Here is a 23,472-nt window from a genome sequence, read left to right on the forward strand (position 1 = left end):
CATGGAGCAGAGCCTGGCTCTGCTCTTTTTTCCCTCTTTCTCCTGCTTCTCTCTCCCCCATGTATTACCCACCTGAGACGTCCCTTTGCGTTTTCCTGCGCTATTTTGCGATGTACTTCACATCACTTAAAACGGTTTAGCAAAATCAGTTGCGCACAGTAACAAAGTTCATCAGGATTCAGCTACTAAACCGGTTTAGCAAAAAACAATATCTGATAATAGCTACCTCTCAGGGACGCCATACCATGAAAAAAAGCATCCTCGCCCTTACCCTCAGCGCCTTATTAAGTTCAGGAACAGCGTGGTCCGCCACCGATATGAGCAGTATTGAAGCGCGTCTTGCAGCAATGGAAAAACGTCTCGCGGCGGCAGAACAGCGTGCTGACCTTGCAGAAACCCGCGCAAAAGCAGCAGAAAAACAGGCACAAATGCTGGCCACCGCCCAGCAGAAAAATCAGACGGCGATTGCCCGGGTTGAACAGCGTACGGCAAAAGCCGCACCCGCGACGACAGGCAGCGAGGATAGCGGATTTGAGTTTCATGGTTATGCCCGCTCCGGCCTGCTGATGAACAGTTCAGCGGCCAAAACGCAGGGTGGTCCGACCGTTACGCCGGCTGGCGAGACCGGAGGACATGTGGGCCGGCTGGGCAACGAGCCTGACACCTATGTTGAACTGAATCTGGAGCACAAACAGACGCTGGCAAACGGGGCCACCACCCGCTTTAAAGCGATGCTGGCGGACGGGCAGCGTACTTACAATGACTGGACAGCGGCCAGCAGCGATCTCAACCTGCGTCAGGCATTTGTTGAGCTGGGGCAGCTGCCCACTTTCTCCGGCGCTTTTAAAGACTCTACCGTCTGGGCGGGTAAACGCTTCGATCGCGATAACTTTGATATTCACTGGATCGACTCCGACGTCGTGTTTCTTGCGGGTACCGGTGCCGGGATCTACGACATGAAGTGGGGCGAAACCACACGCAGTAACCTGTCACTTTACGGACGTACCTTTGGTGATATCGAAAATAATGAAAACACCGCGCAGAACTACATTCTTTCACTGAATAACTTCACCGGACCGCTGCAGCTGATGCTCAGCGGCATGCGCGCTAAAGATAATGACCAGCGCACCGATATCGAAGGAAATCGCGTGAAAAGCGACGCGGCTAACACCGGCGTGCACGTATTAGCGGGCATCCATAACGATACTTTCTACGGCCTGCGCGAAGGCTCGGCTAAAACGGCCCTGCTCTACGGCCACGGTCTGGGCGCGGAAGTGAAAACGCTGGGATCTGACGGTGCGCTGCTGCCGGAAGCCGATACCTGGCGCCTCGCAAGCTACGGCATTACGCCGCTGGGCGGCGGCTGGCATATTGCGCCAGCACTGCTGGCACAGAGCAGCAAAGATCGCTACGTCAAAGGCGACAGCTATGAATGGGCGACCGCGAACCTGCGCCTGATTCAGGAATTCACGCAGAACTTTGAGATGCAGTATGAAGGCTCATATCAGTACATGGATCTGCGGCCTGAAGGCTACAACAGCCGCAATGCCGTGAGTGGCAATTTTTACAAGCTCACCGTAGCGCCGACGCTGAAAGCCAGCGACGTCGGCGACTTCCTCAAGCGCCCTGAAATCCGTCTGTTTGCCAGCTGGATGGACTGGGATCACCGTCTGGATAACTATGCGGGCGATGACGCCTTTGGCAGCAGCGGCTTTAAAGCTGGCGGCGAGTGGAACTTTGGCGTGCAGATGGAAACCTGGTTCTGATTCTCCGGCCCCTGCGGGGGCCACATTCTGGCAGGCATAACAACGAAAAACAGAGGTTACTATGGATGTTGTACAGATCTCCCGCGCGCTGCTGCCGCTGCTGGGAGGCCGGGAAAATATTGCCAGCGCGGCGCACTGCGCTACCCGTCTGCGTCTGGTACTGGTGGATGATGCCAAAGCAGATACCGCCGCGATCGGTAAACTCGATGGCGTAAAAGGGTGCTTCCGCAATGCCGGACAGCTGCAGGTCATTTTTGGCACCGGCGTGGTGAATAAGGTGTATGCTGCCTTTATCCGCGAAGCCGGCATCAGCGAAACCAGTAAGTCAGAAGCAGCAGATATCGCTGCACGTAAACTCAATCCTTTTCAGCGTATTGCGCGTCTGCTGTCGAATATTTTTGTTCCGATTATTCCGGCTATTGTCGCCTCAGGTCTGCTGATGGGGCTGCTCGGCATGGTGAAAACCTACGGCTGGGTTAATCCGGAAAATGCACTCTATATCATGCTGGATATGTGCAGCTCAGCGGCATTCATCATTCTGCCAATCCTGATCGGATTCACTGCCGCACGTGAGTTTGGCGGCAATCCGTTTCTCGGGGCGACGCTGGGCGGGATCCTGACGCATCCGGCGCTGACCAACGCCTGGGGCGTGGCGGCTGGTTTCCATACCATGAACTTCTTTGGTATCGAAGTCGCGATGATTGGCTATCAGGGCACGGTGTTCCCGGTACTGCTGGCGGTATGGTTCATGAGCGTACTGGAGAAACAGCTACGCCGGGTGATCCCCGACGCGCTGGATCTGATCCTGACGCCATTCCTGACGGTGATTATCTCCGGTTTTGTAGCGCTGCTGATTATCGGTCCGGCCGGGCGCGCGCTGGGTGACGGGATCTCCTTTGTCCTGAGCACGCTGATCGCCCACGCCGGCTGGCTGGCGGGATTACTGTTTGGTGGTCTCTACTCTGTCATTGTGATCACCGGCGTACACCACAGCTTTCACGCTATTGAAGCGGGGCTGCTGGGCAACCCGTCTATCGGCGTGAATTTCCTGCTGCCGATCTGGGCGATGGCTAACGTCGCACAGGGCGGGGCGTGCCTGGCGGTATGGTTAAAATCAAAAGATATTAAGATTAAAGCTATCGCGCTTCCCTCCGGCTTCTCGGCGCTGCTGGGGATTACCGAAGCAGCCATTTTTGGTATCAACCTGCGCTTTATGAAACCTTTCGTAGCGGGGCTGATTGGCGGTGCGCTGGGAGGTGCATGGGTTGTCTCGGTGCATGTTTATATGACGGCTGTAGGCCTGACCGGTATTCCGGGCATGGCGATTGTGCAGGCCAGCTCGCTGCTCAATTACGCCATTGGTATGGTGATCGCTTTCAGCGCAGCCTTTGTTATCTCTTACCTGCTTAAATACAAAACGGACGCAGAATAATGGCCTCATTAAACCTGTTCCCCGCTATCCTGCAGGCGGTCATGCGCGGTCAGCCGCGCGCGCTAAACGATGCGCACTATCCCGGCTGGCATCTTGCGCCTGTAACGGGTTTGCTGAACGACCCTAACGGCTTTATCCACATTAACGGACGCTATCACCTCTTCTACCAATGGAACCCGCTGAGCTGCCAGCATCAGCATAAATGCTGGGGGCACTGGAGTTCAGCGGACCTGCTGCAGTGGCAGCATGAGCCGATCGCGCTGATGCCGGATGAAGAGTATGACCGCAGCGGCTGCTACTCCGGCAGCGCCGTGGACAATCACGGTGCGCTCACGCTGGTTTACACCGGTAATGTGAAGTTTGACGATGGCAGCCGTACCGCGTGGCAGTGCCTGGCGGTACAGAATGAAGCAGGAGGTTTCGATAAGCTGGGACCCGTTATTGCGCTGCCTGAAGGGTATACCGGACACGTCCGCGATCCAAAAGTGTGGCGGCATGGTGAGAGCTGGTACATGGTGCTGGGGGCACAGGACAATGCGCTGCAGGGCAAAGTTCTGCTGCTGCGCTCTGACGATATGCACACGTGGCACAGGCTCGGGGAGATTGCTGGCAGCGGCCTTAACGGGCTGGGTGCGGCAGGATATATGTGGGAGTGCCCCGATCTCTTCACGCTGGGCGACAGTACGTTTCTTATCTGCTGTCCGCAGGGGATCACGCCTGAAGAACAGCGTTTTCTCAATGCGCATCCCAGTGCATGGCTGGCAGGCGATCTGGACTATGACACCGCCCGCTTTACGCACGGCGACTTTCATGAGCTGGATGCCGGCTTTGAGTTCTACGCACCGCAGACCACACTGACCGCCGATGGCCGTCGCCTGCTGGTAGCATGGATGGGGGTGCCGGACGGTGAAGAGAGATATCAGCCTACTATCGCCCGCGGCTGGATCCACCAGATGACCTGTATCCGCGAGCTGGGAACGCGTGACGGCAAACTCTACCAGCGGCCGGTAGCTGAGCTGCAGGCGCTGCGCGGTGAGGAGCACGCTTTTCAGGGTCTGGCTGCAGATGCCCCCTTTATTGCCGCGCGACGGCTTGAGCTGGAGCTGACCGGTACGGGCGGTATCACGCTTGATTTTGCCAACACGCTGCTGCTGGAGTGGCATAGCAGCGGACTGCGTCTTGCGCGTCGCAGCCTGTCGAACGGGGAGTGGCACTATCGCTACTGGCAGGGAGCAGTGACGCAGCTGCAGATTTTATGCGACCACTCCAGCGTAGAGATTTTTATCAACGAAGGCGAGGGCGTGATGAGCAGCCGCTATTTTCCGGCAGCGGAGGCGCAACTCAGGCTGATCGGGGACACAGAAGTTACCGCGCGCTACTGGCCGCTGCGACGCTGCGTGGTACAATAAGTTATTGTTTCCCTGACTGATGCCATGACGTGAGAAAAACCAAACGCGTAACCATTACCGATATCGCCGCGCTGGCTGGCGTCTCGAAAGCGACCGCCAGCCTGGTGCTGAACGGCCGGGGTAAAGAGCTGCGCGTCGCCAAAGAGACGCGCGAGCGCGTGCTCTCCCTGGCCCGTGAGCATCATTATCAAGCCAGTATTCATGCGCGTCTGTTGCGCGATAATCGCAGCCATACGCTGGGTCTGGTGGTGCCGGAGATCACCAATCACGGTTTTGCCGTATTCTCAGACGCACTGGAAAACCTTTGCCGCGAAGCGGGACTACAGCTGCTGATCTCCTGTACGGATGAAAATGCCGGCCAGGAGCGGGTTGTCGTGGATAACCTGGTCGCCCGCCAGGTGGACGGGCTGATTGTCGCCTCCAGCATGTCCGGCGACAGCGACTATGTAAAACTCAGCGAACAGCTGCCGGTCGTACTGTTTGACCGCTATATGAATGATACGCAGCTGCCGCTGGTGATCACGGATGCGGTTACGCCTACTGCCGAATTAGTGGCGCAACTGGCGCGCGCTAATCCGGAAGAGATCTATTTCCTTGGCGGTCAGGCACGCCTCTCTCCGACGCGCGATCGCCTTGCCGGCTTTCTGCAGGGGCTGGAGCTGGCGGGCGTCACGCCCCGACCGGAGTGGATTATTCATGGTAACTATCACCCCAGCAGCGGTTATGAGATGTTTGCCGCGCTCTGCGCCCGACTCGGTCGTCCGCCACAGGCGATCTTCACCGCCGCCTGCGGCTTGATGGAAGGGGTGCTGCGTTACATGAGCCAGCATCATCTGCTCAACAGCAACATCCGCATCGCCAGTTTTGATGACCACTATCTCTATGATTCACTGTCGGTAGCGATTGATACCGTCGAACAGGATGTACCGCGACTGGCGCAGGAGTGCTTTGCGTTGCTGAGCGCGCTGATTGCTGGCGATGAGCCTGCCAGTAACCGCAGAGTGCTGCCGGCCACACTCCGGCTGCGTCACGCATAGCGGCGCTTGTGATCGGAGCAGAGGCAACAGTTTGCGAAAAAGCTGAAGAAGTGTTGCGATAACCCCCATATCGCATCTGCCAGACTGCGCGGGATAAAATCAAACTGCAAACGTCGGGGTTCCGGCTGGTTTATCAGGTGATCGACGATCAGCTGATCATCGCAGTCGGAAAGCGCGAACGCAGCGATGTGTATCATCCTGCCAGTGAGAGAATGCGATAGCATTAGATTTGCAATGGTAATTACGCATTCCACCTTGCACCGGGAAAAATAAGCTATATCTGCTCTCTTTAAGCGGGCTCCTGATACGGTTTTATTAACCAATCAGAGCGGGTTTACGTTTAATCACAGTGCAAACGCTAATGAGAAAAAGACGATATATCTGGAAAATACTCCCGATTGCATCAGCACTCGCAAATATCTCTCTTTATATTTGAGTTAGGCCAGCCCGGAACGATGCTTTAAGTAATATTACGATTGCATTCTCGTTTTATAGCGCCATCAGGAACTTTCTGATTGTTAAGGTGATATTCTGTGCAGGCAAACTGACAGGAAACAGACAATCACTTTAACTTAAGTCTTTATAATGGCACATACAGGGATGGTACTGGCGCTGAGCGTCAGCTTATTAACTGCTTCAGCAGCAGCGGCACCGTTGAATCCGGGCGACCGTGATTATATCCAGAATCAGCAGCAGCAACGTTTACAGCAGGATCAGCATCAGCGCGATGCGCTGTGGAACGCGGTGTCGCCTCTGGCCGCCCCAGCCGGGGAGTCAGGCACATCCGGTCCGTGCTTCCCTGTTCATCATATCGTTATCCGTAACGCGTCTTTATTATCGCAGAGCCAGCAGCAGAATATCACCGCCCCCTATATCCATCGCTGCCTGAACTTAACCAATATTAATTCTCTGGTCCACTCAATTTCTGACTGGTATATGCAGCGCGGTTATATTACCAGCAGAGCGTTTTTAACTGAGCAGGATTTATCTTCCGGTGAGCTGGTTATTCCGGTGCTGGAAGGGAAGCTCGACGATATACGCCTGAACGGTGAGCACCCACGTGCGCTGTTAATGGCTTTTCCCGGCCTGAAAGGAAAGATACTCAATCTGCGCGATATTGAGCAGGGCATGGAGCAGATCAACCGCGTGCGCGCAATGCCGGTGCAGATCGAAATTCAGCCCTCTCCTGAAGCAGGTTATTCGGTGGTGAACCTCACGGCTAAGCCGGAATTTCCGCTCAGTACCTCGCTGGGTTTTGACAACAGCGGACAGAAAAGCACCGGTACCGGTCAGATAAACGCCTCGCTTACCGGCAATAACCTGCTGGGTCTCGCCGATCGCTGGTTTATCAGCGGCGCGCGCAGCAGCGCCTTCAGCCAGTGGCGCGATGCGCAGAGTCTGCAGACAGGCTTCAGCGTACCGTACGGCTATGGCCTGCTTGACTATAGCTACAGCTGGAGCAGCTATCACAGCAGCTTCATCAACAATGATTTCACCTGGCTGAGCAACGGTGACAACGTCGCACACCGCCTGAACGGCTCCTGGGTACTTTTCCGCAACGGCGAGATCAAAACCGGCGTCCGGTTTGGACTGAACCACTACAGCAGCCACAACTTCCTCAATAACACGCTGCTCACCGGCAGCAGCCGGAAAATCACCAGCCTGCAGGCGGGTCTGGATCATACGCAGAAAATCTTTGGCGGCGTGGCCACGCTTAACCCGTCGTTCAGTCGCGGCATGTCGTGGTTTGACGCTGAAAGTGATGCGAGCAAAACCGGCGACCTGCCGAAAGCGCAATTTCGCAAGTGGAGCCTCAGCGGCAGCTTTCAGCGTCCGCTAACGAACCGCCTGTGGTGGCTGAGCAGCGTTTACAGTCAGTGGTCGCCTGACCGGCTATACGCCAGCGAGCGCCTGACGCTCGGCGGTGAAAGTTCGGTGCGCGGCTTTAAGGAGCAGTATCTCTCCGGCGACACCGGGGGGTATCTGCGTAACGAACTGAACTACAACCTGTTCACGCTGCCGGTCATTGGCGAAGTCAGCGCGCTGGCGGCAATCGACGGCGGCTGGCTGAAGAGCGATGCGCAGAACCGCGAGTTCACCGGCACGCTGTGGGGCAGCGCGGCGGGTATCAGCACCCGCAACCGTTTTTTCTATACCCAGTACACCCTGGGCATTCCCCTCAGCTATCCCGGCCATCTGCAGCCGGATCGCGTCAGCATTTACGCCCGCGTCGGGCTGGTTTTCTAAGAGGCTAAGATTATGGACGATCGCCAACCCGTTTCCCTCGCCCGTCGTGTACTGAGCTATCTCATCTGCTCTCTGGTGGCCATGCAACCCGTGCTGCCGGCTGTAGCCGCGCAAATCACCCCGGTGACGCCAGGCACGCAGATGGACAAAGCAGGTAACGGTGTGCCGGTTGTCAACATTGCCACACCAAACGGCGCCGGTATCTCGCACAATCAGTATCAGCAGTACAACGTTGGCCAGGAAGGCGTGATCCTCAACAACGCCACCGGCCAGCTCAACCGGACGCAGCTTGGCGGGCTGATCCAGAATAACCCTCATCTGAAAGCGGGCCATGAAGCGCAGGCGATTATCAATGAGGTCACGGGCGCCAGCCGCTCGCAGCTGCGGGGCTATACCGAAGTCGCGGGTAAGGCTGCCAACGTCATGGTGGCTAATCCGTACGGCATCACCTGTAACGGCTGCGGCTTTATCAACACGCCGAACGTTACGCTTACCACCGGCAAGCCGCAACTTGATGTCAGCGGCAAGCTTTCCGCGCTGGAGGTGACGAAAGGATCGGTCATCGTTGAGGGCAAAGGGCTGGACGGCAGCAGCGCCGACGCGGTAGCGATCGTCGCGCGCGCGACCGAAATCAACGCCGGGATCTACGCAAAGGATCTCTCCATCACCGTGGGGGCCAACCGCGTTGGCGCAGACGGCTCCGTCACTCCGATAGCCGGAGAGGGTCCCGCACCGTCGGTCGCGGTCGATACCGGCGCGCTCGGCGGCATGTATGCCAATCGTATTCATCTGGTGTCGGGCGAGAAAGGCGTGGGGATCAACCTCGGCAATCTGGCTGCGAAGCAGGGTGATATCAGGCTGGATACAAACGGTAAGCTGACGCTCAGTAACAGCCTGAGCAGCGGCGCCCTGACGGCCAGTGGCGCATCGGTTGCGCTCAATGGTGATAACAAAGCCACCGGGCAAATCACCGTCAGTGCACAGCAGGATGCCACGCTGGGGCAGGGTACTCTTGTCAGCGACGCCGGTATCGCCGTAACCGCTAAAGGTCACCTGACCAGCAACGGCACCACCCTGACGGCGGGCGGCGATATCCGGCTGAAGGGATCTACTCTGACAGCGAATCAATCTACCCGCGCCAACGCCGCTCGTAACATTCAGCTTCAGGCTCAGAACCAAATCAGTAACAGCGGTCAGTTTACCGCGGCTGACAGCCTTACCGCTGATACCCGGCAGCTGGACAACAGCGGCGCGCTGGCCGCAAGTGCTATTAAGGTAAAAGCGGATAGCTTACAGAATCACAAGGAGGCAAGCGTCGCCGCGACCCGCAGCCTGATAGCGGTGAGCGACAGACTTCTTAACCAGGGCGTGCTCTCTGCACCGGCACTGAATATCAGCAGCGCGCAGACTGAAAACAGCGGGCTGCTGCAGGGAACCGGTGCATTAAGCTTCAGCGGCGACAGCCTGAACAATCTCAACGGCGGCACCCTGAGCTCTGATAACGCCTTTTCACTGAATCTTCCGAAGCTGAACAACAGCGGGCTGATCAGCAGTGGCACCACGCTGACGCTGAGCGGTCAGCGCCTGACAAACTCAGGTGAGATCAACGCCGGGAATCTTACTGCGCTGAATAATACGATCCTGAATAACGCGGATGGCTCGCTACTTGCCGGACAAACGCTGCAGCTGAATAACCAGGAATTGACCAACAGCGGGAAATTAGCGGCTCTTCGCCTTACCCTCAACAGCGACGCCATTAATAACAGCGGTACGCTGCAGGCCAAAGAGATGCTGCAGACAGAGAGCCAGCAGTTTACCAACAGCGGGAGCGTACTCAGTGAAGACCAGCTGATGCTGGATACCGCTGCGCTCAGCAACGCCGGTTCACTTCAGGGCCAGCGGCTTAATGTTAATGCAGATCGCTGGCTGAACAGCGGGAAAGCGCTGAGCCTGGCGGAAGGCACCTTAACGACCGGCAGCCTGACCAATACCGGCACTATTTTCGGTCAGCAGGCACTGGACGTAAACAGCGGCGAAACCATTAATAATGGCCTGCTTCAGGGGACAACGGCGCTCCGCTTCAGCGGTCAGCGCCTCACAAATCAGGCAAAGGGCATCGTCAGCTCAGATAACAGCTTCGGGCTCGATCTGCCGGAGCTGAATAACGCCGGGCTGATCTCCAGCGGTGCGGCCCTGACACTGAGCGGCGGCAGCCTTATCAACGCCGGAGAAATCAGCGCTGCCAGCCTTACCGCAGACAACGGTAGCGTCAGTAATCAGCAGGGAGGAGTGCTGCTGGCGGATAACGCCATGCAGCTAAACAGTGGCACGCTTTTCAACGCCGGACAGATAGCCGCCAGTCAGCTTGATATCAGCAGTACCACCGCCGGGAACAGCGGCCTGCTGCAGGGTAAAGAGACGCTGCAGGCAACAGGAGAGCAGCTGACGAACAGCGGCACGGTGCTGAGTGGGGGGCAGCTGACGCTGAAGCAGGACCGGCTGGATAATCGCGGGCAGATGCAGGGTCAGCAGCTTGACCTGAGGGCAGGCGACTGGCAGAACAGCGGTAGTGCGCTGAGTGAAGGCGACGCAACGATTGCTGCCAGCACGCTCGCTAACAGCGGTAAAATAGTGGGCCAGCAGCACATTGAGATTACGGGAAACGCCGACAACAGCGGCTGGCTGCTTGCACAGGCGCTAACGCTGAAGGGCGATCTGGTCAACGGCGGGCTGATACAGGGTACCGATGCCCTCGCATTACAGGGCGCTACGCTCGTCAATCAGGAAAACGGACAGCTGCTGACGGCAGGCAAAGCAGACATCCGGGGCTCAGCGCTGAACAATCAGGGCAGTATTCAGGCGGACCAGCTCGACCTGAAACTGGAAAACTGGCAAAACGCTGGCAGCAGCCGGGCAGCCGGGCAGCTTAGCGCCAGCGTGAATGGCGTGCTGGATAACAGCGGTACGCTGATAAGCGAACAGGCGCTAAACCTGCTTAGTAGCGAACTCAGTAACGGCGGTACGCTGGCAGCAGACCGCCTGGACATCACCTCGCCACAGCTGACTAATTCAGGCCTGCTTCAGGGTAACAACGCGCTCTCGCTCAGCAGCGCGAACGTCACCAATACCGCTACGGGTAAATTGATCACCGGTGATTCCCTCTCATTTGCGCCAGTGACACTCACCAATGCCGGCCTGCTGCAGGTGGCGGGTGATCTGAGTCTGACCGGGCAGCGCGTCACTAATAAAGGCCGCATTACAGCTACAAATCTGAGCGCAATGCTGGATGGTTCACTTGATAACGATGCGGATGGGCTACTGCTGGCACAGCAACAGGCAGTTATTCAGGCTAACACCCTGAATAACGCAGGCACTATCGCCGCACAGCAGGTAAAAACCACAGGGGTAAAGCTGCAGAACCAGGGTCTGTTGCAGGGTGATTCGCTGCTGACCGCAGAGTTTAGCCAGTTTGATAACCTTCTCCACGGGCAGCTTATCAGCGGTGATGCGTTCTCCCTCAGGGGTGGGGCGGCCAGCAATGCAGGCGTGTGGCAGGGTCAACACCTCGGCTATCACTTCACCTCACTCTCCACCCGGGGCACGATCAACGGCATCGCTTCCCTCAGCGGCACCACAGATACGCTGCTGGACAATAGCGGCAGCCTGCTCTCCGGTGGACACGCCAGCGTGACAGCCGGTAGCCTGACGAACAGCGGAAAGGTGATGGCAGACAGCCTCACGCTTCGCGGTGATGCGCTGAACAATCAGGGACTGTGGCAGGGTACGACGGCGCTGGATGCGCAGGCGACTGACCATCTGCAACAGTCCGCAGGCGGTCAGGCTCTGAGCGGGGGAGACCTGCTGCTGAGTGCGGGCACGCTGGAGACTTCCGGTACGCTGCAGGGTAAAAGCACGCATGTCAGCGCAGGAAGCTGGCAGCATCAGGGATCGCTTCTCAGCAGCAGTGACCTCACGGCATCGGTCAGCGGAGATCTGAATAATCAGGGCGATCTGCTGTCTCAGGGTGCAGCGCAGATTGACGCACAGAACCTGAATAACAGCGGCAGGCTGCTGGCAGAAAAAGCTGTCACGCTCCGCGGCGGTGCGCTGAGTAACAGCGGTACGGTACAGGGCGATACGCTCGCCATCTATCCCGCCAGCGTCACCAACCAGGGCAGCCTGATTGGCCTGCGGTCGCTGACGCTCGGACCGGCTCCCGCCAGCGGGCTGCGTTTGTTTATGGCACAGGCGCAGCCCGCACGCGCGCTGATTAACAGTGCAGGCGGCCAGCTTCTGACGCAGGGTGCGCTGCATATCAGTGGCGACACCGTGACGAATAACGGCACCTGGCAGGGGCAGCAGATCCTGCTGGATGCCACCAGCCTCACTAATAGCGGCGCTATTCAGAGCGCCGGCGACATGCAGCTGAATCTGAGCGATACCCTCACGTCCACTGCCGGCAGCAAAATTACTGCCAGCGGCAGCGCCGCGCTCAATGCGCGGAGTTTCACCAGCCAGGGGCAGTGGATTGCCCGTTACCTTACGCTGCAGGGTGCCGCGCTTAACAACAGCGGCGAGATCTCAGGCGCTGAAGGAGTGACGACAACGTTGTCGGGCGTACTGACGCAGCAGCCAGGGGCGGCATTGCTGAGCGGGGGTACGCTGGATGTGCATGCTGCTACCGTAGATAACGCAGGCCGGATGCAGGGCAGGGATCTGCTGCTCAGCAGCGGCAGCATCACGAACAGCGGCCACATACAGGGCGACAGCAGCCTGCAGCTCAACGCCAGTGGACGCCTTATCAATAACGCCAGCGGCACATTCCTGAGCCAGAACAGCCTGACGCTGACCGCGCCCGAACTCTATAACTATGGTGTGATTCAGGGAGCCACCAGCCGTATTACCACCCAAGGGCTTACCAGCAACAGCGGCAAACTCCTCTCTTCGGCCGATCTAACACTAGACACGCCACAGCTGGTCAACAGCGGCTGGCTGCAGGCTTCGCAGCTGGTTGTGAATGCCCCCAGCGCCAGCAACAGCGGCACGCTGATGGCAGATCAGCAGGCGATTCTCACCGGCTCCAGCCTGCAGAACCAGGGCAGCGCACAGGGCGCAAACCTGACGGTAAATTACGCGCAGCTCACGAACAGCGGCACGCTGCTGGGTACAAATCAACTGAATATCAACGCTGCACAGGTCACGCAGCAGGCGGCGGGTAAACTGTTCAGCGGCGGCAGCCTGCTGCTTGAAAGCACGGGATTTGATCAGCTGGGACAAGTGGTGGCGCTTGGAGACGCCACGCTGAAACTAATTAACAGTTTTACCGCACACAATACCCTGGCCGCAGGAAACCGCCTTACCATCAGCAGCAAGGGTGCGATCGACAATCAGGGCACGTTGCAGGGGCAGGCGCTGACGCTGAGCGCGGACGGCGATTTGATTAATAACGGCCAGCTCACCACCGGAAGTGGCGACAGTAGCCTGAGCGGTCAGCGTATAACGATGAACAGCGCAGGCACGTTACAGGGCGGGGGAAATATCGCGCTGAATAGCCGCAGCGATGTGGCGCTCAGCGGCTTTACCGGTACGCGTGGCAGCCTTACCCTCTCAGCACCGGGCAGCATTGTAAACACAGCCCTGCTGTATGCTGGTCAGAATCTCTATCTGTACGCTGACCGCATTCAAAACCAGCGCGGCGATATCCTCGCGGGTAACAACCTGTGGATGCAGCGCGACGCGGCGGGGAATGCAAATAGCGAGATAATCAATACATCGGGCAATATAGAGTCGCAGCAGGGGGATATTACCCTGCAGACCGCGCACCTGCTGAATCAATGGGAATCCATCTCGGTGGGGCCAGTGACAACGGAGAATGTGGCAAATAGTTATGCGTCTGAAACGCCGGGCACCGTGGAAATCCCTCTGGATGCATTTCAGCCAGGAGAATTAAAATATTATTTTACGGATCACCCGATTCCGCCGGGACCTAATTTTAGAATTTTCGATGTCACCCCGATTCCCACTGACTTATCGAAAAGTCATGAGGCACTGGTCGCCCGGACCACATCCAGCACGCAGGTCAGTGGGCAAGCAGGAAGAATAGCGGCTGGCCATAATTTAAATGGCCAGGCCACCACTTTAGATAACCTCGGCAGTTATATTCTTGCTGGCGGGAACCTCTCGCTTACGGGTCAAACATTAAATAACCAATCTTATCTGTCAGGCACGCAATCTGTCTGGAGAACCTACACTCCTTCAGATGCTTACAATAAATATAAGCCGGTACTTGAAAGCGGTGGCAGCTCGCAATATCTCCGGGATAATTTAGATGATTTAATTTATAAAGGCGACGCCATCTATTTTCATGACTACAATACTGGCGTCATGCTTAAAAAAAGTGTGACTTACGTTGCCACAGAAAATTATCGCACAGAAGGCAGCACGTCTATTCGCGGCGTTATTCAGGCGAATGGTAACGTCAGCGCGAATTTTGCCGCTATCGTTAACAACAGCGAATCGAATGATGTTCGTGGCACCATTACGCCAACGCTTGCTGCACCTGCGATAGCCGGTCTGGCTAACGCCGGGATCGGCAACGGTTCGCAACGCCTTGGACTTGAGCAAGCTTCAGCCTTTACTGTGGGTAGCCCTGAGTGGGTTGATGAGGTATTCCGTGCGGTGCAAACCGTTAATGGTGCAGGATCGCTGGTGTCGCCCGATACGACGACCAGGGGGCTAAACATCATTACTGATAAAACGGTAGCGCTGCAAACAGGTGGTCAAAAAATTGCTCTGGTGCAAAGCGCTGAGGGTGCATTTATACCGCAGCCCGGAAGATTGCCCGAGGGGCAAAAAGTTGATATCAGCGCCTGGCCGATTCCGTTAACACAGAATGGCTATTTTACGGTCTCGCAGGATCCTGCCAGCCCCTATTTAATCACCGTCAACCCGAAGCTCAATGGCTTAGGGGCTCTCGATCAGAGCCTGTTTAGCGATCTCAATACCCTGCTTCATCGCCAGCCTTCAGCCGCGCCGGCTGAGACGCGCGGTATCTATACCGATACCCGTCAATTTCTGGGATCTTCCTATCTGCTGGATCGGTTGCAGCTCAAACCGGAGCAGGATTATCGCTTCCTTGGCGATGCGGCATTTGATACCCGTTATGTCAGCAATGCGCTCCTGAGCCAGACCGGGAATCGTTATATCAACGGCATGGGTTCCGATCTGCAACAGATGTCCTGGCTGATGGATAACGCAGCGAAAGCGCAGCAATCGCTGGGATTAGCGTTCGGTGTATCACTGAATGCTGACCAGATTGCTGCACTTGACCACAGTATATTGTGGTGGGAACAAGCGACCATCAATGGACAGACAGTGATGGTGCCAAAACTTTATTTGTCACCTGATGACGCCACCGTGGCCAACGGCAGCGTGATTGCTGGCAATAATGTTGCGCTGACGGCAGATAATATCCGCAATAACGGCAGCACCATCAGCGCGAAGCAGAATGTCGCATTAACCAGCCAGGCGCAGATTGATAACATTAACAGCAGCTTAATTAAGGCGGGCGAGGGCGTAAATCTGAGTGCCTTAGGGAATATTAATAACATCGGTTCGACGATCAGTGGCAGGCAGGTGGCGCTTGAAAGCGTCAGTGGCAATATTGTTAACCTGACCAGCACTGCCAGCATCAATAATAATTCAATCTGGAGCCGCTACGCTCTGACAGAGCAGGGAAATCAGGCTGCCATTATCTCAACAGGTAATCTCTCTCTTGTAGCCGGAGACAGCGTTCTCAACACAGCCTCTCTGCTGAAAGCCAGCGATGACCTGAAGATTCAGGCGGTGAACGATGTCTGGCTCAGCGCGAATACGCTTAGCAGCAGCTTTACTAACCGCTATCGTGACCACGCTACTACTTCCACGGCGGGCAGCACGGTAACCGCAGGGTCGGCCTTGACGATCAATGCCGGCAACACGCTTTCTGTAGCGGCCGGTCAGCTGCATTCAGGCAAGGATATGTCGCTGACGGCAGGCCATGACCTGGATTTACTGTCTCAGCAGTCTGCCACCCATGACCATATCCGCAATACAGAAAGTCATCACTCTGATGCCGAACGCACAGCCGTTTCCAGCGGCGGCAAACTCACGCTGGTCGCCGGAAAGGACATTACCAGCCAGGCGGCAGCGCTGGTGGCAGAAGGCGATATCGGACTGAAAGCAGGCCGCGATATCAACCTGAACGCCGAAGAATCCAGATCGGGTAACAGCGAGCGCGGCAGCAAAAAAACGATCATCAACGAAACGGTACGTCAGCAGGGTAGCGAAATCGTCAGTGGCGGCAGCACCACGCTGCTGGCAGGAAATGACATTACCAGCCAGGCCGCTGCGCTCACCACCAGTAACGATTTGGCATTGCAGGCCGGACATGACGTCAATATCACTACAGTGACCGAGAGTGATTACGCCTACCGCGAAGAGACCAAAACCCGGAAAAAACTGTTCAGCAAGAAAACCACGCACACGCTCAGCGAAGAGAGTGCTACGGCAGAAAAGGCCTCCAGCCTGAGTGGCGATCGCGTTTCAGTCAGTGCCGGCAATGACCTGCTGGTGAAGGGCTCATCGGTTGTGGGCGAACGCGATGTGGGCCTGAAGGCTGGCCGCGATCTCAACATTACGGCCGCCACCGAGACCGAGACACGCTATCGCCTGAGCGAGACCAAAAAAAGCGGCATGCTCAGCGGCGGCGGTATTGGCGTGACCTTCGGCAGCGCGTCATCCAAACAGGAGCTGAAGCAAAACGGCACCACCGAAAGCCAGAGCGCCAGCACCATCGGCAGCACCGGCGGCAACGTCACAATGGTAGCGGGCCAGGATACGCGCGTGGCGGGTTCAGACGTGATTGCGAAGCAGGATATCACCCTGGTTGGCGGATCCGTGACCATCGATCCGGGCAACGACACACTGACCCGCCGTCAGAGTTTTGAGCAGAAGCAGAGCGGATTGACGCTGCAGCTCACCAGTCCCATTACCGACGCGCTGCTCAGCCTCGGTTCGCAGGCCAAAGCCGCCGGTGAGGCGGGAGACGATCGTCTGAAAGCGCTTAATGCCGTGAAGATGCTGGAAAGCGGCTGGGCAATGTCGAAAGGCGCTACGCAATCGGCGACTGCGCTGGCTAACGGTAATGTCCGTGAAGCCGGCATTAAGATTGCGCTTAACGTGGGCGCCAGCAAAAGCAAATCCTCATCTGAATACAACAGTAATGTGGTGAGCGGCAGCTCGCTCAACGGCGGCGGCAACGTAGCGGTCGTGGCCACGGGCGCCAAAGGCACCAGCGGCGACCTGACCCTGGCGGGCAGCAATATCACCGGCGGAAACGTGACGCTCGCAGCCGCGCATGACCTTAATCTGGTCGCAGCCAGTAACAATACCGAACAGAAGAGCAGTAACAACGCCTCTGGCTGGAGCGCCGGCGTACACGTGGCTATCGGACAAAAAACCGGTATTGGCGTACAGGCCAGCGGCTATATGGCCAGCGGCGCGGAGAACGGCAGCAGCACTACTTATGTCAACAGTCGCGTCAATGCCAAAGACAGCCTGACGCTGAGCAGCGGTAATGACACGCTGCTCTCTGGTGCCCAGGCACTGGGCAACAGCATCAGTGTGAATGCGGGAAATAACCTGACCTTGTCCAGTCTGCAAGATACGGATAACTACCAGAGCAAGCAGCAGAGCGCCAGCGGCGGCTTCAGTTTCACCTTTGGCACGATGAATGGCTCATTCGGGCTAAGCCTGAGCCAGACTAAGGTCAACAGCGAGTACGCCAGCGTCGGCGATCAGAGCGGGCTGTTTGCGGGCAACGGTGGTTATGACATCTTTGCGGGTAATCATACGCAGCTTAACGGTGCGGTAATCGCCTCAACCGCCGATGCGGCCAATAACCGGCTTTCCACGGGAACGTTGGGCTGGGACAGCATTGAGAACCACGCAGAATATCACGCCAGCAGCACCTCTGTTGGGATCAGTGGCGGCAACGACGGGACTAAACCCTCTCTTCTGCCCACGCTGGTGAATATGAGCGGCAGCGCTTCCGGCACTACGCGATCGGCCGTTGCAGACGGAACGCTGGTCGTTCGTGATACAGCCCGGCAGACACAGGATGTCAGCGGGCTGAGCCACGATACGGACAATGCCAACGGTCACATCGATAAGATTTTTGATAAAGAGAAAGTCGGTAATCAGCTGGCCTTTGCGCAGGGCGTACAGGAGCTGGCCGGTAAAGTGGTCGGGGACGTCAAAGCCTACAAACTGGACGCGGCGGCTGAAGAAACCAAAGCGCGCCTGCTGAAGGCGCATCCTGACTATGCCAGCAAATCATCGGATGAAATGAATACGCTGGTTGAGCATGACCCGGGGTACAAGGCGGTCGCAGATAAGTGGAGCACAGGCGGCACCTACTCTATGGTAGCGACGGCGGTCGCCGGCGCGCTGGGAGGCCTTAGCGCCAATAATCCGGGAGCGGCTGCCAGCGGCGCCATGGCTCCTTTTATTGCAAACCAGATTAAAAAAGCCACCACAACCTATGATGCAAACGGTAAGGAGCATACCGATCTGCTGGCCAATACCATGGCGCACGCTGTGGCAGCCGGTGTACTTGCCAGAATGGGAGGCGGGGACAGTACTGGCGCAGCTGCCGGCGCGGCAGGCGGAGAACTGACTGCGCGGGCAATCATCAAGGTCATGTATCCGGATACGCAGCCTGGCGAACTGACCGAGAGCCAGAAGCAGACCATCAGCACCCTGAGCCAGCTGGCAGGAGGATTTGCTGGCGGCATCGTGTCAGATTCGTTAATGGGTTCTGGCGCCGGCACGATGGCAAGTAAAAATGCAGTAGAGAATAATACACTCGGTGATGATGAAGAACTGGGGCACGAAGATAAATTAGGAATTCACGAACCTGAAATATTCCATATCACCAATGGAATAGGCCAAAAACACGATTCACAAGGTCACCCAATACCGGGTTCATATGGTGTCGGAATCGTTGGGCCAGTTGGTACGAAAACTTCACCCCGCAGCGAGCAAGAAATTAAAAATGACGTAATTGAAAACGTCAGAGTGGGTAATGGAGAGAAAGGTTCAGGAAGTGGTAATAAGGTTGACATAATTTCAGATAAAACAGTAATAGATTCGAAGGGTAAACCTATTTCTGTTTATCCAAACACCGATAAGCCCATAGCTAAACAGGAATTCCCGCCAGCTACCAATGCACATGGCTTCAATGATATTATCGACAATTATGCGGGTAATGCTGTAAAAACCAGTCTTAAAAATGGTGCAACACTCTATCAGATTGAGGGCACCCTGAATGGTACTTCAGGCAGATTTGAATGGATAGTTGACCCTAAATTAGGTGGAGTTAGCCATCGCATGTTTGTGTCAGGCGGTAAAGTTAATGGAGTCCCAACGAAACCATGAGCAATAGCAAATTGAATTTATTGAAAAAACTCCAATGGCTGGATTGGGGGACACTTTACATGGGCGCAAAAGGCCTTCCAGACGTCACAGTTGATCCTGCAGACATTAGCGATTATGCATGCAGTCAAATCAACGAAGTTGATGGAGCAAATGACGTTTTTATTTCTGTAGCCGAACTTGCCTATTGTGATGCGATCTCTGATGAAACCCTAAAACATCTGGAGCGACTTGCAGAATGGGACAATATAGACATACAGCTGTCGGCAAGAAAGTGGAGACTCGTTGCGTTCATGAAACTTTTGGATGATTTGAATGATGACTATATTTATGCATTATTAGATTTGAATATTTTCTGGAATCAATGGAAAGGCAGCGATACACCAGATGTTGTCCAGGGAGTAGGGAACAACATGACCCCATCTGAATTTTACAGCATGGATAATTTCAAAGAAGTAATGCTAAAAAACAAAAAATGGATTGATGAGGAAACAAATGCAATTCATATAGCTATGAAGCAGCATTAATTCAGGTGTCACGCGTATGCACGCATCGGATGTTGCCGTTTCATTCGGCTTATGGGCTTATACTGTTTTGCAGTGACAAACGCTGCAAAGAGCCCTCATTTTGGCAGGGCTCTTATCGCCATTTAGTCAAACTGCAGATAGGCAACATGTGTTTGCAGATATTCGTCCAGACCGTGGCGTCCATCCGCGCCGCCAATACCAGATTTACGCCAGCCTGCATGAAAACCCTGCATTGCCTCAAAATTTTCGCGGTTAACATAGGTTTCGCCAAATTTCAGCTGGCGCAGCGCGTTCATGGCAGTGTTGAGATTTTGCGTATAAATGGATGAGGTCAGTCCGTATTCACAATCGTTGGCCAGCGCGATGGCTTCGTCCAGGGTTTTAAAGGTCATAACCGGCAGCACGGGTCCAAAAATCTCTTCGCGCATGATTTCCATCTCCTGGCGCACGCCAGTGATGATGGTCGGCTCAAAGTAATAGCCTGTATCACCCACACGTTTGCCACCCAGCACTACTTTGCCGCCCTGCTGTAGGGCTGTTGCGACTTTTTCTTCCACGCGCGTCAGTGCCGCCTTGCTGATCAGGGGCCCCATGTCGAGATCGTGCTCTTCTGCCGGATTGCCAACCTTTACCTGCTGCATTGCCTGAATAAGCGCGCTTATGAAACGATCGTAAATGCCTTCCTGCACATAAACGCGCTCAGCGCAGTTGCACACCTGCCCGCTGTTGATGACGCGTGAGCTGACAATGGCTTTTACTGCCAGATCCAGGTCGGCATCATCCATCACAATGGCCGGCGCTTTGCCGCCCAGTTCCAGCGAGACGTTAGTAACGTTTTTGGCTGCTGCCTGCATGGTAGCGATACCGGCGCTGACGCTGCCGGTCAGGCTGACCAGCCCGACTTTTTCATTGGCTGCCAGTTCCTGACCCACTTCCGGACCATAGCCGTAAACAACATTTATTACGCCTTTTGGCAGACCGACGTCATGAATGATTTGCGTGAAGATGGCAGCATTGTTGGGTGTGACTTCGCTGGGTTTGATCACAATGGTGTTGCCCGTGACCAGGGCTGGCGCAGCTTTACGCGCGATCAGGAAAAAAGGAAAATTCCATGGCAAGATACCGGTGGTGACGCCAATGGCTTTTTTGAAGACGAAAATATTTTCGTTCGGACGGTCGCTGTTGACGATTTCGCCTTCATAGCGGCGCGCCCATTCAGACATATAGTCCAGATAATCAGCGGTAAAGAGAACTTCGGTTTGTGCCAGCCCCTGTGTTTTGCCGCCCTCCGCGACGATGGTAGCGGTAAGCTCCGGCTCGCGCAGGCGAATCGCTGAAGCAATTTTACGTAGCCAGCGACCACGCTCTACTGCAGGCAGCGCTTCCCAGGCAGGCTGGGCCTTCTCAGCTGCATCAATTGCGGTGGCTGCATCCTGTTTGGTGCCCTCCGGTACGCGTGATAGCAGCGCTTCCGTTGACGGACTTATCACATCGATCCATCTGCCGATGTGGTCAGTGACAAATGCGCCATTAATATAGTGTTGATGGTGTGTCGTCATTTACAAGGCTCCGCGTTCGGTTTCGTTAACGTTTAGTCAATGCAGAGTGAAACAGAACCTCAGGAAGCACCTTTTTATCTGTGCCAGCGTGGCTCGGCAGGTGGCAACACAGGGAAGAAAAGCATGACGAACGCAGCAATCTGGTTCGCTAATAGGCTGACACGGAATGGAGACACGTTAGTTCGCTGTGGTCAAAGTCGCTTCGCTTTGGAGAAGAGCAAGGCAAGTACATTTTAGCAAATCCGGACCCTGCATGAGGCTGCCTGACGTCCAGCCTGCTTCCGTTATTCTTGCACAAGTGCCCCTATCAGCGATGTGCAGCCACAACACAAAGCAGGTTGCGACGATAGCACGCACATAAAAAGCATCCGAGAGCACGGGTGTTACCGCCTGACATCCTGCTGCCCCCTCAGGCACGCTTAACCAGGTAACACTGCTCGCAGAAAGAACATGCAATCCGATTCTTGCTGATGTCAGCAGGACGTAACACGCTGCACACATTCCAGCAAGGCAGACGCGTGTTAGCGAGTCTGTTAATAGCGCCCGGGAGGGCACAATGGAACGGGCGCCTGAATCCTTGTCACAGCTCCCGCGTTAACCCTCGCTCTGTACTGCAACTTTCACCGATGATTTCCCTGCATAAGCTGACAAGCATATTCGATAAGAAAACGCTCGGCATAGCTTTGTGTGATTGCCATGTTAAATAACAACCTGGCAAACAGCTAAAACCCGGGCTGATTCACACAACAAAAATCAAAAATATCCAAATAATAACGAACTTATAAAAGACTGCGTGTGAAATCTCCACAAATACGGATTTGTGATCCCTATGTTGAAAACCCACTGAATTTTGCCAGCCACCTTCGTACCCCGGCAGTGATGTAAAGGCTGAGTCGAAGCCGCTCCCCCTAGACTGCTGATGATCGGGAAACAGCGGTTTCCTGTTTGGCCTCAACCTTACGAAGGAATAACAATGAACAGTGCCATTATTGCCGGTATTTTCTGGCATCTGGTGGGTGCCGCCAGTGCCGCATGTTTTTATGCTCCGTTTAAGCAGGTAAAGAAGTGGTCATGGGAAACCATGTGGTCGGTGGGCGGCGTTATGTCATGGCTTATTCTGCCGTGGGCGGTCAGTGCCGTGCTGTTGCCAGACTTCTGGGCTTATTACAGTAGCTTTAGCGTCTCTCAGCTACTGCCTGTCTTTCTGTTTGGTGCCATGTGGGGAATCGGTAATATCAACTATGGCCTCACCATGCGCTACCTCGGCATGTCAATGGGTATCGGCATCGCTATCGGTATTACACTGGTCGTCGGCACGCTGATGACACCGCTTTTGCAGGGTCGATTTGTTGAATTATTCGGCTCAGAAGGCGGACGTATGACGCTGATTGGCGTGCTGGTGGCCCTGATTGGCGTGGCAATCGTCTCCCGGGCCGGATTGCTGAAGGAGCGGGCGCTGGGCATCAATGCAGAAGACTTTAACCTGAAGAAAGGGCTGGTGCTGGCTGTGATCTGCGGCATTTTCTCGGCGGGTATGTCTTTTGCCATGGATGCGGCGAAACCAATGCATGATGCAGCAGCCAGCCTTGGCATCAATCCGCTCTATGTCGCATTACCCAGCTACGTGGTGATCATGGGCGGTGGCGCAGTCATTAACCTGGCATACTGCTTCATCCGCCTTGCAGTTAAACCTGAGATCTCAGTGCGGCGGGATTTCTCCGTGGCAAAACCGCTGCTGATGGCCAACATCGCCTTTGCCATTCTCGGCGGCACCATGTGGTATCTGCAGTTTTTTTTCTACGCATGGGGCCATGCCAAAATCCCACCACAGTATGATTTTGTTAGCTGGATGCTGCATATGAGCCTGTATGTATTGTGCGGTGGGCTGGTCGGGTTGGTGCTTAAAGAGTGGAAATCAGTGGGACGCCGTCCGGTTAGCGTCCTGTCGATTGGCTGTGTGGTGATCATCATTGCAGCTAACATTGTTGGCTTAGGCATGGCTGCCTGATTTAAAGAGAAA

At 55.6% G+C, this 23,472-nt stretch carries 9 protein-coding genes and 1 pseudogene; 9 read left to right on the top strand and 1 reads right to left on the bottom strand.

The features are described from left to right. Positions 1-245: 245 nt before the first annotated feature. The 8 genes and pseudogenes from B4M48_RS16450 to B4M48_RS16485 all read left to right on the top strand — a co-directional run bounded on the left by B4M48_RS16450 (position 246) and on the right by B4M48_RS16485 (position 19,893). Positions 246-1,766 carry a carbohydrate porin gene (locus B4M48_RS16450; protein ID WP_108570192.1) on the top strand — a complete coding sequence of 507 codons (1,521 nt, stop codon included), beginning with the start codon at positions 246-248 and terminating at the stop codon, positions 1,764-1,766. Positions 1,767-1,827: 61 nt separating this feature from the next. Then, on the top strand, positions 1,828-3,198 hold the full coding sequence (locus B4M48_RS16455; protein WP_065648030.1) for a sucrose-specific PTS transporter subunit IIBC: 1,371 nt from the start codon (positions 1,828-1,830) through the stop codon (positions 3,196-3,198). Beyond that, positions 3,198-4,607, top strand: coding sequence for a sucrose-6-phosphate hydrolase (locus B4M48_RS16460; protein ID WP_065648031.1), 1,410 nt, complete (start codon positions 3,198-3,200; stop codon positions 4,605-4,607). Before B4M48_RS16455 ends, B4M48_RS16460 begins: the two co-directional genes overlap by 1 nt. Before the next feature lie 29 nt (positions 4,608-4,636). After that, complete coding sequence (locus tag B4M48_RS16465) at positions 4,637-5,644, top strand: substrate-binding domain-containing protein (RefSeq protein ID WP_065648032.1); 1,008 nt, start codon at positions 4,637-4,639, stop codon at positions 5,642-5,644. A 21-nt stretch (positions 5,645-5,665) separates the two neighbouring features. Further along, positions 5,666-5,865: pseudogene (locus B4M48_RS16470) on the top strand (type II toxin-antitoxin system RelE family toxin); the annotation flags it as partial. Positions 5,866-6,229: 364 nt separating this feature from the next. Then, positions 6,230-7,891, top strand: a complete 1,662-nt coding sequence (locus B4M48_RS16475; RefSeq protein WP_288657247.1) for a ShlB/FhaC/HecB family hemolysin secretion/activation protein — start codon at positions 6,230-6,232, stop codon at positions 7,889-7,891. Between the two features lie 12 nt (positions 7,892-7,903). Next, positions 7,904-19,369 carry a hemagglutinin repeat-containing protein gene (locus tag B4M48_RS16480; RefSeq protein ID WP_288657248.1) on the top strand — a complete coding sequence of 3,822 codons (11,466 nt, stop codon included), beginning with the start codon at positions 7,904-7,906 and terminating at the stop codon, positions 19,367-19,369. Next, positions 19,366-19,893 carry a DUF2247 family protein gene (locus tag B4M48_RS16485; protein WP_288657249.1) on the top strand — a complete coding sequence of 176 codons (528 nt, stop codon included), beginning with the start codon at positions 19,366-19,368 and terminating at the stop codon, positions 19,891-19,893. The genes B4M48_RS16480 and B4M48_RS16485 overlap by 4 nt, the downstream gene beginning before the upstream one ends. 122 nt (positions 19,894-20,015) lie before the next feature. Here the strand turns inward: B4M48_RS16485 and aldA are convergent, their stop codons facing one another. After that, positions 20,016-21,452, bottom strand: a complete 1,437-nt coding sequence (gene aldA, locus B4M48_RS16490; protein WP_288657251.1) for an aldehyde dehydrogenase — start codon at positions 21,450-21,452, stop codon at positions 20,016-20,018. 973 nt (positions 21,453-22,425) lie between these two features. On the opposite strand from aldA, the gene rhaT reads away from it, so the two are divergent. Next, complete coding sequence (gene rhaT, locus B4M48_RS16495) at positions 22,426-23,460, top strand: L-rhamnose/proton symporter RhaT (protein WP_288657253.1); 1,035 nt, start codon at positions 22,426-22,428, stop codon at positions 23,458-23,460. The last annotated feature ends 12 nt before the right edge of the window (positions 23,461-23,472 follow it).

The organism is Pantoea sp. UBA6567 (assembly GCF_002434165.1).
GTDB lineage: Bacteria > Pseudomonadota > Gammaproteobacteria > Enterobacterales > Enterobacteriaceae > Pantoea > Pantoea eucrina.

Excerpts from the sequence above, each read along its gene's own strand:
- B4M48_RS16455 (WP_065648030.1), top strand. The coding sequence starts at position 1,828 with ATGGATGTTGTACAGATCTCCCGCGCGCTGCTGCCGCTGCTGGGAGGC.
- rhaT (WP_288657253.1), top strand. The coding sequence starts at position 22,426 with ATGAACAGTGCCATTATTGCCGGTATTTTCTGGCATCTGGTGGGTGCC.
- B4M48_RS16480 (WP_288657248.1), top strand. The coding sequence starts at position 7,904 with ATGGACGATCGCCAACCCGTTTCCCTCGCCCGTCGTGTACTGAGCTAT.
- B4M48_RS16450 (WP_108570192.1), top strand. The coding sequence starts at position 246 with ATGAAAAAAAGCATCCTCGCCCTTACCCTCAGCGCCTTATTAAGTTCA.
- aldA (WP_288657251.1), bottom strand. The coding sequence starts at position 21,452 with ATGACGACACACCATCAACACTATATTAATGGCGCATTTGTCACTGAC.
- B4M48_RS16485 (WP_288657249.1), top strand. The coding sequence starts at position 19,366 with ATGAGCAATAGCAAATTGAATTTATTGAAAAAACTCCAATGGCTGGAT.
- B4M48_RS16460 (WP_065648031.1), top strand. The coding sequence starts at position 3,198 with ATGGCCTCATTAAACCTGTTCCCCGCTATCCTGCAGGCGGTCATGCGC.
- B4M48_RS16475 (WP_288657247.1), top strand. The coding sequence starts at position 6,230 with ATGGCACATACAGGGATGGTACTGGCGCTGAGCGTCAGCTTATTAACT.